A 17,108-nucleotide genomic window follows, 5' to 3' on the forward strand; every position below is an offset into this window, starting at 1 on the left:
GCATGAAGCGTCACGTTATTGCCTGCATTCCGGGGGACGGTATCGGGAAAGAAGTTCTTCCAGCAGCAATGGCAGTGCTGAAGGCAGCCGGAGAAAAATGTAGTTTCTCAATCGACGTTCGCCAGTTTGATTGGAGTTGCGAGACGTATGCTCAAACTGGCAAGATGATGCCGGATGACGGGCTGGACCGACTGCGGGACCACGATGCAATCTTTCTTGGCGCAGTCGGTTTTCCTGGGGTGCCGGACCATATCTCGCTATGGGGCCTATTGCTTCCGATACGGCGTGAATTTGATCAATATGTGAATTTGCGCCCGGTGCGCCTGTTACCGGGTATCTCCTCTCCCCTGCGGGACAAGGCCCCAGGTTCTATTGATTTTTGGGTTGTTCGGGAAAACTCGGAGGGTGAATATTCGCAGATTGGTGGCCGCACTGGCCTCGGGGATGATGAGATCGTTGTTCAACAGGCGATTTTCACCCGGCGGGGTACAGATCGGATTTTGCATTACGCATTTGATTTTGCCCGTCGGCTCGACCGCAAGCATGTAACCTCTGCGACCAAGTCGAACGGTTTGTTTCATTCAATGCCGTTCTGGGATGAGCGCTTCGCTGCTGTCGCAGCTGAAAATCCCGATATCACCACAGATCAGTATCACATAGATATTCTTGCCGCGCAGTTTGTGATGTCGCCCGAGCGGTTTGATGTCGTCGTAGGGTCTAACTTGTTCGGTGATATCCTGTCGGATCTTGGCCCTGGGATCACTGGCACAATCGCAGTGGCCCCTTCTGCCAATCTCAATCCCGAACGGCGCTATCCTTCCATGTTTGAACCTGTCCACGGGTCTGCGCCCGATATAGCGGGACAGGGGATCGCCAATCCCATCGGCCAAATCTGGTCGGGTGCCATGATGCTGGAACATCTGGGCGAAGAAGAAGCTGCAGCATTGGTTATGCAGGCTGTCGAAGCCGTGTTAGTCGATCCGGAACTTGCCAAGACACCCGACCTTGGCGGTAAATCAACAACGGCGGTTTTCGCTGATGCGGTCCGCACGAAGCTTTTAGAATTATAGCTGATCCACAACAAGACACGAATTAAAGAAAAGGAGCTCTAATCATGGCCGCATATTTTATCGGATCGATCAAGTCTCATGAAGATAGCTGGGTAGAAGAATATAATGCAGCGGTTCCGGCGCTGCTGGGCAAGCATGGCGGTGAACTTGTGTGCCGCTCCGAGAAATTCGTGCGTTATGAGGGCGAAGGCGAGGATCCTGACCTTGTCATCATCGTCAAGTTCCCTTCCATGGAAGCGATTGATGCATTTATGAGTGATCCCGAATATGCACCGCACTTGGCCTCCAGAATTGCCTGCACCGACTCAGATATCGTAGCTATTTCGTGAGTTTCTACACCTAAGAGAATGCCTATTTTCTTGGGTCGCAGTGGGGGCGGCGGCATTTTAGCAACCTTGTTGCTTGTGCTCCGCCCCTTCATTTCTTGCAGACACACGGCAGCAGGTCTGAACGAATAGTTCGCCTGTGTTGATCGGTCATCACTGTGCACACTCCAGCGAAATCCTTGGCTGGTTGCCTTAACTAGCCGACAGCGATCACTGTGGTGACTTCAATCCTGCACGCTGTGATCACGACCTGGGCGTTGAGCTTTCCCCTGGCAAAGAAGCCTCAAATCTCATGAGGTTGATCAATCGATGATCAATTCTCTGGCGCGAAGCATTTCGATCACCTCTTCAGCAATTGGCGCGGTCAAACCGGCACGGTGAGCAAGCCGGGGAATTGCGCCTGTCAACTGCGCGAATTCGGAGGGACGTTGCGCTTCCAGGTCTCGCTGCAAACTACTGGTGACATCCGGTGGAAACCGGCTGATGAATTCCATTTTCCTTGCCACACAGTCCTTTGGCAGGGCGATACCCTGCGCAGTAGCTATTGCCGCCACCTCTTGCATTGCCCCTTCCAGCATGGAGCATGCGCCCGTGTGTTGAGAGACTTGTCCTACGGTTAGTCCGAATGCGGGCGCGACCCCGCCTATTGTGGCGGCCATCACGAATTTTTCCCACAATGCGGGACGCACGTCATCCACAAGTTCGGCCATGATGCCGCTATTTTGCAAGATTTCTGCAAGGTTGCGGCTGATCTGCTCATGCGTTGCATCTCTGAAGCCTGCAGCGACTGGTCCCATCTGGATGCTGGGAGGTACGCCTGTGTGCTTTACAACCTGGCCTTCGAGCTCGAAGAAACCGTGCATCCGGGAACCCAGAACGCGCGCGCTGGGCAGGCGCGATTGCACGATGTCCGGGGCTTCCACGCCGTTCTGGACTGTCAGAATACCGAATTCGGCATCACGATAGGGTTCGAGCAGATCAAGTGCGCCCGGCAATTGAAATGTTTTGGTGGCGATGATTATCTGGTCAGGTAAATTGTCAGCATCGCATCGATCAGCCACTGGTACGGGCACCTGGCGCACCGTGTCGCTTTCCGAAATCACCACACCATCGCGTTGAAGCGCCTGAAGACGCTTTCCGCGCGCAATGAGCAGCACTTCATGTCCATGCTCGAACAATCTGGCTCCCAACAGGCTACCGATAGCGCCTGGACCAATGATTACGATCCCGCTCATTCGTCAGGGAAAAAGGCGTTGGCGGGACGCGGCAACCCCAGATGATCGCGCAATGTATCACCCTCATATTCGCTGCGAAACAGCCCACGTGCCTGCAGCTCAGGAACGACCTTGTCAGTAAAATCCTCCAGCCCTTCGGGAAGGTAGGGGAACATCGCCGTAAAACCGTCGCAGGCCCCTTGTTCGAGCCAGTTCTGCATTTCGTCTGCTATTGTTTCCGGGGTGCCGACAAATGCCAGCCCGCCATAGCTACCAGCTTTTGCAGCAAGTTCCCGTATCGTCAGGTTTTCTGCACGAGCGAGCTCGACCATAAAACGCCGTGAGCTTTTGCTGGCATTTGATTCCGGAATTTCCGGCAATGGCCCGTCGGGATCATATCCGGTTACATCATGGCCGAGCATTCCAGAAAGCGAATGTATCCCACTGTCATAATGAACCAGGCTATCGAGCTTTGCTCGTTTTGCCTTGGCTTCCTCCACGGTATCTCCAACAACCAGGAAAACTGCCGGCATTATCTTGATAAGATCCGGGTTACGGCCCGCCTTGACCGCCCGGCCTTTCACATCGTCATAGTAGGATTTGCTTCCTTCCAGCGTCGATTCGGCGGCGAATACGACCTCAGCGGTTTCTGCTGCAAGCTGACGGCCAGGGTCAGAAGCGCCGGCCTGAAAAATCACCGGCCAGCCCTGCACCGGTCGGGCAATGTTCAGCGGCCCCCGGACGGAGAAACGTTCTCCCTTATAGTCCAGCGTATGCATCCGATCGGGGTCAAAATATATTCCGCTTTCCGCATCCATGACAAAAGCGTTATCAGCAAAGCTGTCCCACAAGCCGGTTACCACCTCGTAGAATTCATGTGCGCGAGCGTAACGTTCGGCATGGTCGGGTTGCGTGTCCATGCCAAAGTTGCGGCTGCTGTCGGGATTGGAAGTGGTCACAACATTCCAGCCGGCGCGTCCGCCGCTGATGTGGTCAAGCGAGGCGAAACGTCGAGCGACATGAAACGGTTCATCATAAGTCGTCGAGGCAGTCGCAACCAGTCCAATTTGGGAAGTCGCCCCCGCCAACGCTGACAGCAGAGTGAACGGCTCATACGACGTTACAGTGTGGCTGCGCATCAGGGCTTCGCGCGGTAAATTCAGGACGCCCAGATGATCCGCCATGAAGAAATAGTCGAACTTCGCTTGTTCGAGCTTGCGAATATAATGTGAGATTGCCTTGAGGTTGAAGTTGCCGTCACGCGTCGCCCCCGGGTAACGCCAGGCTCCCGTATGGATGCTTACCGGACGCATGAATGCGCCAAGGTGCAATTGTCTCGCCATTGATGTGTTTCCTAGCAGCTCGTGCTTCTACTATGGCAAATTGAACACGGGTCGATCAACCTGGTGATGGCAAGGGCCTATGCTGGCATCTTCCCCTCATTGCGAAGATCGAGTTCACGGCGAAAGGCAAAGTGCTCATCATAATTTTCAGGTTTCAGTCCGAATGCCTTTTGCCTTGCAACGCGATGTACATTGATCTCGTCATATTTCAGAAAATAGGCTTTGTGCATCCGATAAAACGGGATTTCGGGATAGAGATGATGAACCAGATGATAATTCTGATAAACCATCAACGGGTTCAACAGCCACTCCCAGCCGAGCCGCATCGTGGTCGCCATATAGGGGTCTTCCTCCTGCTCGATCAAAGCCGGATGGTGAGGCAGGATCACGAAAACCACTGCGATCAGGAACAGCGAGATACGTGAAGGAATAAACCAGAGCATGAAAAGCTCCCAGCCAAACCCGAAATAGATCGCCGCAGTCGCCAAAACTGCCAGGGAGATGTAATACAGGTTGAGTTCGGTCTTGTGCCTATTGTAGACGTTTCGGCCGTTTTTGAAAAAATACCAGATATAGGCACCGTCAAAAAAGGCCCATCTTATCGGTATTTGCCACCAGGGTGATTCGTGTTCAAAACGATCCGGATCCTTCGGGCCATTGGTATAGCTGTGGTGCTTGTTATGAACCCAGCGGACCAGCGGCATTGGCGCATACGGAAATAGGAAGAACAAACCAATTGCCCCGATGCTTTCATTAAGCCATCGGATGCGCGACAGGGATTTGTGTGACGCATCGTGTATCACACTGAAAAGTAAGTAAGTTAACAGACCATTTGCAATTGCGCCGACCCAAAGCGGAATGAGGTCATTCAGCGCAAGATACCAGGTCGTGCCAATGCCTCCCAAGGAGACCACAAAAAGGGCCGCAGTCGGCAATGCGAGCACTGGTGCCTCTCGCAAACGCTCGAAATATTGGTTGCTCGAAATCGGAAATGCGCTGGTTTGCATCTTTATAGCCTCCTGGCTTCCTCGTATGCCCAATCTCCCCTCGCGCTTTGTTGACGTGGTAGTGTCCCTACGCGATGGGGTAACAACGGTTGTCTTAGAAAACTTACTTCAAGAACTTAAACGTCACTGGTGGTTATATTCGTGATTGGACATTGTGCAACAACTTTCCTATAATGCGATGCGTCATCTGAGTGTGACCGATGGACGGCTGAGGGGTTTAGCCAGATGAACAGTACAGGTAGAAAAGCTGGCGGCGCCACTGCGACCGCTAATGATGACAGTTCGGAACCGGTCGATCAGCCGGCTCCGGACGGGACGCGACGCAAGTCGATAAAGTCGGTCGAAATCGGCTCCCGCGTCCTTGAGGCATTGGTCAACAGCGACACCGACGGTGCTTTTCTTCGTGACGTGGCAGAGAAGTCAAACCTGTCTCGCAGCCAGGCGCATCGCTATCTTCTGGCGTTCGTCAACACAGGCGTTGTCGAACAGGATCCGGATAGCGGGCGATACGCTCTCGGCGCATTCTCCGTTCGGATCGGCATGGCTGCGCTGGCGCGCGTGGAGCCGGTTCAGGTGGCCGGCAGGCACCTTTCCATCCTTCTGAAGGAGCTGAAGACTACAGGTCTGCTGTCGGTCTGGGGGAATTACGGTCCGACCGTGATCCGCTGGAAAGACGGAGGAATTCCTTTAGCCACCACCTTACGTGTCGGTTCGGTTTTACCGCTGCAGACATCATCCACAGGGAATTTGTTCATGGCACTTTGTTCGCGAGAGCAGACACAAGCAGTACTCGATAACGAGCGGAAGGCCGGATTGGTTTTGCCTGACGAAGAACTGGATCAGATGATCGCCGAAACGCGCAAATGCGGATATGCCAAGACTAGCGGCAGAGTTGTTCCGGGTCTGTCTGCAATCAGCGTTCCGGTTTTCGATCCCGATCAACGTTTGCTAGCGACGATGAGTGTCCTAACGCGATCCCAGAACGAGAGCTTTTTTTCGACTCAGGTGATCGACAGGATCAAGCGGCAGGCGCTTGAGGCAAGTCAAGCGATCGGCTGGCCGGGCTTCAACCGGCCCGGCGATGTAGACGTCAGCAAATTCTTATGCGGGAACCACCAGGAAATGGACCAACAGGCAACTGACGGCGATCAATCAGAGTGACTTCTTCATTATTGGGAGCAACAGGCTCCAGTTCAATCGGCAGGCGCGAATTTGTCTTCCTGATGGCCATGATTCAGGCCCTGCAGTCGCTTGGTTTCACAACGCTTCTTCCTGCAATTGGTCACATCGCGACGGATCTTGGGTCTGATCAACCGAACGAGAGACAGTGGATCATCGGGATATTCCTGATTAGCTCAGGTCTGTTTTCGCTTGTACCGGGCACCCTTTCGGATCGCTTTGGCAGAAAGCCTGTGCTGCTTTTCAGCATGGGCGCTTTCGCCGTGATCAATTTACTTTGCGCATTGGTGACTGATTTTGTGGTGTTGTTGGCGGCTCGCGCGTTGCTCGGCATGGCATCTTGCGCTCTGACCGTATTACCGCTGGCGATTATCCGGGATCGCTATCAGGGCGATGATATGGCCAAATTGCAGGCCTTCGTCGCGACGGTATTTATCGCCGTGCCGACTTTGGCACCCAGCCTGGGTTTCGCGATTCTGGAACTGGCCGGTTGGCGCGCAATCTTTGTGGTGATCGGGGCTCTGACGCTGATCATGATGATCTGGTACCATCTGCGGATGGGAGAGACCTTGTCGCCTGCCAACCGGATAAACCGCAGCAGCAAAGATCTGGTCAACAACATTCGCTTGGTTCTCGGCAATCGAGACGCGATCGGTTACATTTTGGGTATGGCGTTAGTATTTGGCGCACATTTCGGATTTATCACCAGTTCTCAACAATTGATTGGAGAGAGCTTCGGCGCGGGTAAGGCCTTTCCGATAATATTCGGGCTGATGGCAGGCTCGATGATGGTCGCCAGTCTGGTCAATTCGGCAATCGTCGAGCGGTTCGGCACCAGACGTGTTGGACATACCGCGATGATTCTCTACGTGATTGTTTCCTTGCTCCAGGTTTACTTTGCCTGGTGGCATGATGAGACCTTGATTGAATTCGTTTTGCTCATGTCCGCAAATATGTGTTTGCTGATCACCATCTTCATCAATTTCACTGCAATTGCCTTACAGCCATTCGGCAAGTTCGCAGGTGCGGCCTCATCGGTACACACCTTCTTCCGGCTGGTTGTAGGGGCAGGACTCGGCGCGCTCATAGGTCAGGTTTACGACGGGACTTCACTCCCTCTGGCTTATTCCCTTTTGGCAGTCGGTCTGCTCACATTTGTGCTTGTGCTCTTCAGTGAGCGCGGTCGCCTATTCCGTCGCTTCGCACGGACTTAGGTTCTTGAATATAGCGCACGGTGTTGCTTGGAGGGGGCTGGAGACGGGAACCCTCCAAGCTAACAATCCGATGCGGAGTAACCTAACTGGATCAGCGCCGCGCATGATCAATCGCGCGCGAGAGTGCTCTGTAGAACCCGCCTGTCAGATCAGTCGTGGCAAGTTCAATCCGCGGCTTGCTGTGAAATACGTGTCCGCCAATCCCGAAGATTGTCGCCAACAGCCCTTGCGAGGGAAAAACTGTCAATGCCGTTTGCAATAAGGCGCGCACCCCCGTCGAGATATTGCTGAACCAGGCGTTCGTCCCGCGATAATATGCCGGCGGCCTTTCCGGTCGCCACAATGCGGGCGAGGGTTTGGCCCGTTAATACAAAAAGATCATCGAAGTGGTCAGGGCCAAGCAGGCCTTCTGTCGCCGCCAGGTCAGCTGGGCCCAAGAATAGCGCATCAATGCCATCAACCGCTGCAATCTCTTCAAGATTGTCGATCGCAAGACCGGTTTCAATCTGCGCAATGATGCAAATCTGCGCGTTAGATTCCTGGATATAGGCCGGATACCCTCCCCAACGGGCCGCGCGCGATCCTCCAACACTACGAATTCCCGCAGGGGGGTAAAGCGACGCAGCTACGATCGCCCGCGCCTGCTCCGCTGTCTCGACCATCGGCACCATGATCGTCTGTGCCCCTAGATCGAGTATCTGCTTGATAGCTACCGGATCGTGCCCCGGAGCGCGGACAAGCGCGGAGCAGGATTGAGACGATTCGATGGCCCGCAATTGTCCGACGATGCCAGAGAGTGTCTGTGGCCCGTGCTCTGCATCTATCAAAAGCCAGTCAAAACCCTGATTGGCACAGATTTCGGCGATGTTCGCATCGGCGAGAGCGAGCCAGAAACCAATTTGGACCTGCTGTTCATAAAGCCTACGCTTGAAGTGGTTGATAGGGGTCTGCATTGATCTATTCGAACCTGAAATTGATTGCGCCCAACGTGCCGAAGTCGGCGCTGAAAACGTCACCGGAGAACCCTTCGACGGGTCTGGTGAACGATCCACCGAGTACAATTTCGCCTACTTCGAGTGCCTGCCCCCAGGGAGCGAGGCGCTCGACCAGCCAGGCGATGCCATTTGCAGGATGATTGAGCACGCCGGCAGCTAGCCCCGTTTCCTCGATCACCCCATTCCTGCTGAGCAAGGCACCCGCGCGGCGTAGATCAAGGCTGTCAGGCCTTACCGGCAGTCCGCCAAGGATAATGCCGGCATTGGCAGCATTGTCACTAATAGTGTCCTGCACTCTGCGCGCAGATCCGCTTTGCGGATCGAGCGGATGAATCCGACTATCGATTATCTCGATCGCGGGGACGATGTATTCAGTCGCATTCAAGACGTCGAATATCGTAGTGCCGGCCCCTGCCAGCCGCTTGCCCAGAACAAATGCAAGCTCGACTTCCACCTTGGGAGTAATGAAGCGATCAATGGGAACGTCTGAGCCTTGTTCGAAGACCATATCGTCTAGCAACGTACCATAGTCCGGTTCCGTAATCCCTGCAGACTGTTGCATCGCCCGCGAGGTGAGGCCGATCTTGTGACCATAGACAGATCGACCATTAGCCAGCTTGAGGTCGACCCACGCCTGATTGATGCGATAGGCATCCTCAATAGTCATGTCCGCAAAGCGGGCCGTGAACGGGCGAATGCGCTCGCGCGTCCTTTCTGCGTGATCGAGCTCCTGCGCGAGCTGACTGACCATTGCCTCGTCTATCTGCCTTACACTCATCGCTCGCCTTTCAGTGTCCCATTTTATCTGCTAAATGCATTGTATCATATCAAACGATATATTATCGGTTGCAATAATCTTATGGTGTTGGACCGGTTTATCGACAACAATAGAAAAAAAGCGAGGATGCCTTGAGCAAGAATAGCATTATCAAAGAGGAAAAAATCACAGGCCGCGGCTTGACCTCACATACGCTGCTGGCTGGCGATCCGTCCAACCCAGCCATATTGTTGCTGCACGGTGCCGGTCCAGGCGCGCACGCAGCATCAAACTGGTATCATCTCATGCCGGACCTCGCGGAGAATTTCTTCGTTATCGCTCCTGATTTGATTGGCTTTGGTCAATCGGAAATCCCCGAACCATGGCCTGACAGCGTCATGGGCTGGATTGGCACGCGCGTCGACCAGTGTTTTGGCCTGCTTGAAGAACTTCAGGTTAAAAAAGCGCATGTCGTCGGCAATTCCATGGGGGGCGCGCTTACACTACAGATGATGAGCGAGGAACCTGATACGATCGACAAGGTCGTCTTGATGGGTTCGATCGGCGCTCCGGGGCCGCGCACACCTGAACTGATCCGGTTATTGTCCTTCTATTCAGATCCACGTTATTCGCGATACCGCCAGGTAATGCACAGTTTTGCGCATGACGCTGATAAGTTTGAAGGCATGGAGCAGATCGTCAAGGATCGTTACAAGATCGCCACCGATCCTGAGATCATGAAAACAGCGGTCAAGATGATCGATTCGATGAAAAATGGCATTGAATCGCTCAACATGCCGCCTGAGCTCCTTGGCAAGATGCCCCATGAGGTGCTGATTTTTCACGGTCGGCAGGACCGTGTCGTTCCGCTCGACACCAGCCTGTTTCTAATCAAGCACCTCAAGCATGCAGAGCTGTATGTGCTTGATCGTTCAGGCCACTGGTCGCAGCTGGAACGTTGGGATGTGATGCGGCCGATGATGGAAATCCACTTTGGCGCGCGCTCATTCTGATAGGGCCGCTTCGGGCAAAACTGGGCAAGCCTGCTTAAGGCAACAGAACATGCCCTTCGAATAAGGGGAGGCTGGCGTTTGCAATTGCAAGACGTCAGCCTTTCTCATTTCTGGCCTAGCGGCAGAGGAAAGCAACATAGAAGATAGCAAACCCAGCGCCGAGGAATTCTGGCAGTATTCACTCAGGGTTTACGCACGCCCAGGCGTGGCAACTTCCTGTATTACGCTGCAGGACAGTTTTGGTTTTGATGTGAACATCCTGCTCTTGTGCTTTTGGATGGCAGAGAGCCGCAGGAGCGCGCTTGAAGCGAAAGACATTCAAGCACTGGCGCTAGGGGCCGGCGATGCGAATGATCGCCTTGTTCGGCCACTGCGAAGGATTCGCCGTTGGTTTAAGGACTGGGAGCAGGGCGCAATCTCCGCAAAGCTTGAAGCCTCGGCTTACCAAGCGCTGAAAGTGGCAGAGTTGCAGGCAGAACGCGTCTCGCAGTCCTGTTTGGTCGCAGGCCTGACCACAGACCGGCTGCATCGCGCCTTGACAACCGAAACTGCCGCGCGATCAAGCCTTCAAAATTATCGGGAGGTGATGGAGGCCTCTGAAAGATCAGAGGTGGAACTGAACGATCTGATAGCCAAGGTCTTGTTCTGATCGGCACAATACGATCGAGACTTGCGAGAGCTATGCGCTAAAAGCATTGGTTCTCTGCTTCTGCCGCAATGCGATCCTCTTTATGGCGATGAATAGCAATCCCGGCACCATGGCGATTGGCCCGATGACGAGGAACAATTCGGACGGTTCAAAGTGCAAGGCCAACAAGAGCCCACCCAGAAGCGGGCCCGCTACTGATCCTATCCTGCCAATGCTCAGCGCCCAACCCAATCCGCTTGCGCGCCAGGCAGCGGGATAGATGAACATCGCGAATGCGTTGCACCCCATCTGTGCACCCATCGTGCCGAACCCAGCCATCAGAATGGCAATGATCATTATACTCGAGCCTGCGGGAATTACTCCTATCGCCAGGATCGCCAGCGCAGTAGCCCCGAAGATCAGCGGCATGACTTTGAGTGCGCCAAAACGATCAACCAAGGGTGTCACCCCCAGGCAACCACCGATCCCTCCAAGATTGAGCAGCACACTGGTCATCGTGGACCTGCCCAGATCCGCCCCGTCGGCAGCGAAAAGGATAGGCAGCCAGTTGATGAGGAAATACATTACAAGAAGATTGGCAATGAATGCCAGCCACAAGAGCGGTGTAACAATCGCGAGCGTACCGCCAAAAAGACTGCGAAGACGGATTATCTCCCGGTCCGCCTTCTCGGTTCTTCCTCGCCATTCGGGCGATTCGGCAAGAAACAAGAGAAGCGGAAGCACCATGATTATTGGCAGCACTCCCCCTAGAATGAACAATCCTTGCCAGCCGCCAATTGCAATCAGCCCGGGCGCCGCCAGCCCCCCCAGCAGAGCCCCGAGGGGAAAGCCGCAGAACATGGCGCCGGCAGCCAAAGCGCGACGCTTTCCTGGTGCGTGCTCGGCTGTAAGGGTCATGAGATTAGGAATTGCTGCACCCAGACCAATGCCGGTGAAAAAGCGAAAGGCGGCGAGTTCCAGCGGTGAGGACGATAATGGGGTGAGCAGAGCCAACAGCCCAAAGGCAAGGCATGCGGCGCAGATCACAGGCTTGCGCCCGTAACGATCAGCTACGCCACCAAAGGCGATGCTCCCCAGCATTAGGCCGAACAAGCCTGCGGCGAAAACCGGTCCGAAGGCACTGCTATCAAGGTTCCATTCTGGGCCCAGCACCGGCGCAACCAGAGCGATAACCTGAGTATCGTACCCGTCAAGCATTGCTACGACCATGCAAAGAAAGAGCACCCGCCAAAAAGCTGGACTTCCTCGACTGTCGGACTGGATATCAACGAAAGTTGACATGATAATCTCCGCTCAGGCCACGCGCCCAAGCTTTCTGTCGTAACAGGTTTAACTGGAAGCTGGATTACCTGCGTTGGCAGGGAGTTCCTGCGACATAATATGTTCGTAGATTTCCTCAATCTCCTCGTCCGACAGCTCGGTCGGGCGGAAGGGAGGCATCTCTATCAGACCGTTACGGACAACTGCATGCAGATAATCGTACTGCAAATCCTCTCGTCCGATCAGCGAGGGTACAGGAGCCCCCTTTTCGGCAAGGAGCATTGTTCCGCCATGTCCGGGGCCAGGATTATGGCACCCAGCACAGTATAGAGCGTAATGCTCTGCACCGTCGGGCTCTGGAACAGTAACTTCGTCATCCCGGTCACTGCAGGCGCCCAGTGATATGAGAACTGCAAGGGTCATTAGCTTTTTCATGATTTCTCCACCTCAGACCGAGGCAAAAAGGGAATTTGGATCAAGGGCTGACTTGACCCTCTCATGCAGCGTTGAATGTCCGCCCTTTTCTAGCGTGCCGGATACGACACCGCCCAATCCGGGGTCAGTTGCAACCTGGCCAAATCCGTTTTCAGCTTGAGCCGCGATCAACGCTTCTGCGCAGCTTTTGGCCCTGGCCGCTGAATCGCTATTGGCCGAATTGAAAGGCAGGATTTGACGGTGATCGACCGAGCGCCAGATGGCGGTTCCCTGGCTCAGGAAATCGAAACCGTTATCGGCGCATATACCCCGCGACATTTCGTTCAGCTGAGCTATCTCTTCGCCACCAACGGGGGTAACGGGATTGACCGCAAATGCCTGGTTGCCGCTCCAGTCCGAAAGGCGGCCAGAGGCATCGGCGACCTGCCCGGTCATTGTCCCCATGCGCCAGTTCCATAAGTCGGGATTCACCCCACCGCGTTGATCTGAAACCCTTGCGCCCGGTATGGAAGAAAAGGCATCGCGCACCATATCCCAGAGGATTGAGACATTTTCTGGCAGGCCATAAAGCGCGCCATAAAGGTTCCAATGTCCGATGCCCAGATCTTCGCCTGCCGCTTTGATGGCGCTGGTCTTCATCGGCCCGCGACCATCAAAATCACGTCTCCGTTTACCCAGCAAGGCTGCTTCATGCAGTGCATTGCTGACCGCCACACCATTAGCAACCGCCATGTTCAGCTTGAGCGGACCCAACACATCGTAGAGCGGCGCAATGTCGTCTTCATTCGGTACGGAAACCATGAATGTCTTATGGGCTGGGGGTTGCGGCATCATCCACATACCCACCTTGGTCACAACACCGAAATCAGACTGGCTGAACAGCCCATCGACCCAGGGGCCGTAACCAAATTTGAACAACTGCCAACAAGTACTCTTGGGCATTGCGCCCATTCCTGTCCGCACCACCTTGCCATCAGCAAGCATGACTTCCAGCCCGCATTGCATCAGGAAATGGTCCGAATAGGGCGTGAATCCTGGGCGGCGCTTGATGAAGGAACCCGCGACACTCTCATCAGGAGAGCCGGCATAGTCCACCCACAGGTTCAGATTATTGTCCTTGATGTGGGCGTCAAGCTCCCGGAAGGTAACGCCTGGCTCCACCAGACAGGTGGCAAGCTCTCCATTAACTTCCAGCACCTTGTTCATCCGCTGAAGATCAATGACGATCACACCATCTTCAGAGACCCTTTCGTGGCCATTGGCTCCGTTGCAAACTGATTGCACAGTACCGCCTGCCCCGGTTGCCGCTTCCAGCACCTTGGCCAGTTGGCCTTCATCCGCAGGCAGAACTATCCCCGATGGCTGAGCGCCCGGAATTGCATATCGCGCAAGCGATTGCGGATTTGTATCTACTGCAGCGCTTCCCAGCGCCGTTTCGATGGCGGTAAGAGCGGCCGCCTGGCGAGTTTGATCTATCATGGTTCTTGCCGGACCTATTGCTGGAGGATCTTGGGATAGCGTTCTAGATTTTTGGCATCGACCGCGAAATCGGTTGATCGCGCTTCGGGATCGATCACCTTTGCTGGTTCGCTGTCACGCCATGAAAAATTGCAGGTGGTGCAGCGCAGGATCGTCCATACGGTCTGGCCGTCCTCTTTGCCTTCATAGTCGATGACGGCACCTTGGCTCTGACATCGTCCGCAGATTATACCGCTCATTGCAAGGCTCCTTCCTGCATCGCTCGGATGATTTTACTCAACTCGTCAATTTCATCTCCCACCGGTGGGGTGACGAGATGAGCTTCGCCCACGGGATCTGGGGGAAGATAGCTGGTAGCATCGATTATCAGGCGGTGTCCTTTGCCGGGAACCACGGCCGAAGGATCAATCGGAACAGCGGGCATATTGGGGAGGACAATAATATCGTCAGCACGGGTGCGAGTAGAAAGAGCCCACATGACCTGATTAAGATCGAATGGATCAACGTCTGCATCCACCATGATGAGGTTCTTCAGATACATCAGCCCGTGCGGCGTGCTCAAGGCGCGCATTGCCACCGTTTTGGCAAAACCCGCCATGCGATTCTTGACGGAGATGATGCCGGTAAGTCCGTGCTGATACAGAGCATTGACTGCGGTGACCTCCGGAAAGCTCTGGCGCAGCTGCGCGTAAATGGGCGCAGAGGTGTGCAGACCGATAAGCGTATCATGCTCCGTCCAGCCGCGACCGATATAGATGTTCTCGAAAATCGGATCGCGACGGTGGGAAACCGCCGTGACCTTGAAAATTGGCGCCTTGCGAACACCGCTATAAGAACCGGGAAACTCTCCGAAGGGGCCTTCCAACACCCGTTCACCCAGCTGCAGTTCTGCCTCGATTACGATTTCGCTGTCAGCCAGAATGTCGATATCATTGCCCGATTTGGTCAACCGGATTGGCGCACCCATCATGGCTGAGGCATAGGAGTATTCCGATTCCTCGTAATTGATGGGTGTCGCGGCAAAGACCGCAAGGCCAGGATGATTGCCCAGCATGACCGCGATCTTCAGCGGCACGCCTTCGCGCTCTGCAGCAAGGATTTGGCGACCCATGTCATGAGAAGGGATCGTCATCAGCGAAAAGCTGTCCGGCCCTTGAATCTGCAGGCGATAGATACCGACATTCTGTTTGCCAAAATCGTCTGGATCAAGCGGATCACGCGATGCGACAGAAGCCTTGCCTATGTAAAAGCCGCCATCATATTCATTTATGCGATAGACAGGCAGGATATCGTAGAGGTTGATATCTTCCTCAATCCGACATTCATGAACAAGCGCCTGATCCTCCGGCACGTGGCTGATCTGAGCCTCGGAATCACCCCAACGTCCGGCGATTTCGAAAAACAGTTCCCTGATCGTCGTCCCTTTTTCCCGGCCAAGCAGTAAGGCTATATTGTTCCATGAACCATGGACCCCCACGGCAAGTCTTTTGCCTGGATAGCCGGCGATATTGTTGAACAGGATTGCGGGCGCGCCGTTTGCATCTCGTGATGCAGCGACAGCTATGTTCCGGACGCCGGGTTCTGGTAACACCCGTTCATTCCAGTTTATGGCCTGGCCTTCATCCTCCAGTAGTTCGAGGAAATCGCGCAGTGATGAAATCGACTGCGCTCGGTTTGAATGCTTGCTCATAGCTTGTTTCTCCGCAGTTCGATCAATGACCGCCAGCGCCGCCATCAGCTGACTGGATTGTTACCCATTTCCACTCGGTCATGATTTCCAGATCAGCCTCGGTTCCTTCCCGACCAAAACCCGACGCCTTGATGCCGCCAAAGGGCACATGGGGCTCATCGTACAATGTCGGAGCATTGATGTGGACCATGCCGGCTTCGGCCCTCTGCGCGAAACGAAGCGCCTTATCGATGTCACGAGTGAAGATTGATGCGCTCAACCCGTATTCCGTATCGTTTGCCAGTTCGATCACTTCATCGAGTGAGTCGAAAGGATAAAGCGATGTAACCGGACCGAAGGTCTCTTCGGCAAAGACCGTCATGTCATCCGTGACACCCTGCAACACCGTGGCCGAACAGCAATTGCCGGTCCATTCACCACCGGCAAGCACATCTGCGCCTTTGGCGCGTGCGTCATCAATATGTCGGCGCACGCGCTCGCGTTGGCGTTCAGAAATGATGGGCCCCAGCATGGTTGTCGGTTCGCGAAGATCGCCAATTTTGGCGTTTTTCGTCGCAGCAGAAAAAGCCTTTGCGAACTTGTCAAAAATTGGTCGCTCCACATAAATGCGCGATGCGCCCATGCAGACTTGGCCCTGATACATAAAGATGCTGAAAAGCGCGGCATTCACTGCTTGGTCGATATCGGCATCGGCGCTCACGATCAGCGGGCTCTTGCCGCCGAGTTCCAGCGTATATTTCTTCAATCTGCGCGCCGCGATTTCCGCAATGTGTTTCCCAACCCGAGAAGAGCCGGTGAAAGTGATGGCGGACACCTTCGGATGGCCAGTCAAATCGTCGCCAATGTCTGCTCCATTGCCATAGACGACATTGAACAGCCCATCAGGAACGCCTGCCTCCTTCCACAGCTTTGCAAGCTGAGCAGCGACCATTGGAGAGGCCTCGGATGGCAGTAGGACAAACGCATTGCCCGTCGCAATCGCCATCGCTGATTGCTTGATACCTTTGATCAGCGGCACATTGAACGGCGTAATCCCAGCCACAACGCCCACAGGTTGGCGCAGGCTCATGCTGAAGCGACCGGGTGTGTCAGAGGGGATGGTTTCGCCGCGAACCCGGCGCGGCACACCAGCGGCTGCTCGCAGGAAGCCGACCGCAAAACGCGTTTCGAAACCGGCCTTAGCGATTGGCGAGCCGATTTCATCCACGAGAATATCGGCGAAAATCGCGACATCGCGTTCCATGATCGCCGCGGCCTTCGTCAGCCACTCCTCGCGCACCGCAGCAGGAGTGTCCCTATGGGTGAGAAACGCCTGATGCGCCGCCTCAACCGCGCGATCGACGTCTTCTGCAGTGCCTGCGGGAACCCGCGAAAAGACACTGTCGTCAATTGGGTTGAGATCATCGAAGTAATTCTCGGTGGAGGAACTGATCGCTGCCCCCCCAATCCAGTGTTCGAGATTTTTCATCTGCTGTAA

The 17,108-nt window shown here is 54.7% G+C and carries 17 protein-coding genes; 6 read left to right on the top strand and 11 right to left on the bottom strand.

Annotation, left to right across the window (positions count from 1 at the left end; genetic code table 11):
* Window positions 1-2 precede the first annotated feature (2 nt).
* Window positions 3-1,070, top strand: a complete 1,068-nt coding sequence (locus CP97_RS14000) for a tartrate dehydrogenase (protein ID WP_048886457.1) — start codon at window positions 3-5, stop codon at window positions 1,068-1,070.
* Between the two features lie 44 nt (window positions 1,071-1,114).
* Window positions 1,115-1,399, top strand: coding sequence for a DUF1330 domain-containing protein (locus CP97_RS14005; RefSeq protein ID WP_048886458.1), 285 nt, complete (start codon window positions 1,115-1,117; stop codon window positions 1,397-1,399).
* 299 nt (window positions 1,400-1,698) lie between these two features.
* Here the strand turns inward: CP97_RS14005 and CP97_RS14010 are convergent, their stop codons facing one another.
* From CP97_RS14010 to CP97_RS14020, 3 genes are all read right to left on the bottom strand, one after another.
* Entirely contained in the window at window positions 1,699-2,631 is a 933-nt protein-coding gene (locus CP97_RS14010) for a ketopantoate reductase family protein (protein ID WP_048886459.1), read from the bottom strand.
* The gene (locus CP97_RS14015; RefSeq protein ID WP_048886460.1) at window positions 2,628-3,953 is read right to left on the bottom strand and encodes an LLM class flavin-dependent oxidoreductase; all 1,326 of its coding nucleotides are present in this window, start codon (window positions 3,951-3,953) and stop codon (window positions 2,628-2,630) included. The genes CP97_RS14010 and CP97_RS14015 overlap by 4 nt, the downstream gene beginning before the upstream one ends.
* A 77-nt stretch (window positions 3,954-4,030) precedes the next feature.
* On the bottom strand, window positions 4,031-4,960 hold the full coding sequence (locus CP97_RS14020) for a fatty acid desaturase (RefSeq protein WP_048886461.1): 930 nt from the start codon (window positions 4,958-4,960) through the stop codon (window positions 4,031-4,033).
* Window positions 4,961-5,185: 225 nt separating this feature from the next.
* Between CP97_RS14020 and CP97_RS14025 the strand changes: the two genes are divergently transcribed.
* Window positions 5,186-6,121, top strand: coding sequence for an IclR family transcriptional regulator (locus CP97_RS14025; protein WP_063612455.1), 936 nt, complete (start codon window positions 5,186-5,188; stop codon window positions 6,119-6,121).
* Window positions 6,118-7,353: a multidrug effflux MFS transporter gene (locus CP97_RS14030; RefSeq protein WP_227819614.1), complete on the top strand. Its 1,236-nt coding sequence runs from the start codon at window positions 6,118-6,120 to the stop codon at window positions 7,351-7,353. Before CP97_RS14025 ends, CP97_RS14030 begins: the two co-directional genes overlap by 4 nt.
* Window positions 7,354-7,517: 164 nt before the next feature.
* On the opposite strand, the gene CP97_RS14035 is transcribed toward CP97_RS14030, so the two are convergent.
* Window positions 7,518-8,306, bottom strand: a complete 789-nt coding sequence (locus CP97_RS14035; RefSeq protein WP_048886462.1) for an HpcH/HpaI aldolase family protein — start codon at window positions 8,304-8,306, stop codon at window positions 7,518-7,520.
* A 4-nt stretch (window positions 8,307-8,310) separates the two neighbouring features.
* Window positions 8,311-9,126, bottom strand: a complete 816-nt coding sequence (gene hpaH, locus CP97_RS14040) for a 2-oxo-hept-4-ene-1,7-dioate hydratase (protein ID WP_048886463.1) — start codon at window positions 9,124-9,126, stop codon at window positions 8,311-8,313.
* Window positions 9,127-9,257: 131 nt separating this feature from the next.
* Here hpaH and CP97_RS14045 point away from each other — a divergent pair, with 131 nt between their 5' ends.
* Entirely contained in the window at window positions 9,258-10,118 is an 861-nt protein-coding gene (locus tag CP97_RS14045) for an alpha/beta fold hydrolase (protein ID WP_048886464.1), read from the top strand.
* A gap of 136 nt (window positions 10,119-10,254) precedes the next feature.
* Window positions 10,255-10,767: a TIGR02444 family protein gene (locus CP97_RS14050; RefSeq protein ID WP_063612456.1), complete on the top strand. Its 513-nt coding sequence runs from the start codon at window positions 10,255-10,257 to the stop codon at window positions 10,765-10,767.
* A 30-nt stretch (window positions 10,768-10,797) separates the two neighbouring features.
* Here CP97_RS14050 and CP97_RS14055 read toward each other — a convergent pair whose 3' ends face one another.
* The 6 genes from CP97_RS14055 to CP97_RS14080 all read right to left on the bottom strand — a co-directional run bounded on the left by CP97_RS14055 (window position 10,798) and on the right by CP97_RS14080 (window position 17,099).
* Window positions 10,798-11,964, bottom strand: a complete 1,167-nt coding sequence (locus CP97_RS14055; RefSeq protein WP_236780929.1) for an MFS transporter — start codon at window positions 11,962-11,964, stop codon at window positions 10,798-10,800.
* A gap of 132 nt (window positions 11,965-12,096) precedes the next feature.
* Window positions 12,097-12,450, bottom strand: a complete 354-nt coding sequence (locus tag CP97_RS14060) for a c-type cytochrome (protein WP_227819615.1) — start codon at window positions 12,448-12,450, stop codon at window positions 12,097-12,099.
* Window positions 12,451-12,474: 24 nt separating this feature from the next.
* On the bottom strand, window positions 12,475-13,941 hold the full coding sequence (locus CP97_RS14065) for an FAD-binding oxidoreductase (RefSeq protein WP_048886468.1): 1,467 nt from the start codon (window positions 13,939-13,941) through the stop codon (window positions 12,475-12,477).
* A gap of 14 nt (window positions 13,942-13,955) precedes the next feature.
* The gene (locus tag CP97_RS14070; protein WP_048886469.1) at window positions 13,956-14,180 is read right to left on the bottom strand and encodes a non-oxidative hydroxyarylic acid decarboxylases subunit D; all 225 of its coding nucleotides are present in this window, start codon (window positions 14,178-14,180) and stop codon (window positions 13,956-13,958) included.
* Window positions 14,177-15,631: a non-oxidative hydroxyarylic acid decarboxylases subunit C gene (locus CP97_RS14075; protein WP_048887043.1), complete on the bottom strand. Its 1,455-nt coding sequence runs from the start codon at window positions 15,629-15,631 to the stop codon at window positions 14,177-14,179. Before CP97_RS14075 ends, CP97_RS14070 begins: the two co-directional genes overlap by 4 nt.
* A gap of 22 nt (window positions 15,632-15,653) precedes the next feature.
* Window positions 15,654-17,099, bottom strand: a complete 1,446-nt coding sequence (locus CP97_RS14080) for an aldehyde dehydrogenase family protein (RefSeq protein ID WP_048886470.1) — start codon at window positions 17,097-17,099, stop codon at window positions 15,654-15,656.
* Between the last annotated feature and the right edge of the window lie 9 nt (window positions 17,100-17,108).

The organism is Aurantiacibacter atlanticus, assembly GCF_001077815.2.
Taxonomy (GTDB): domain Bacteria; phylum Pseudomonadota; class Alphaproteobacteria; order Sphingomonadales; family Sphingomonadaceae; genus Alteraurantiacibacter; species Alteraurantiacibacter atlanticus.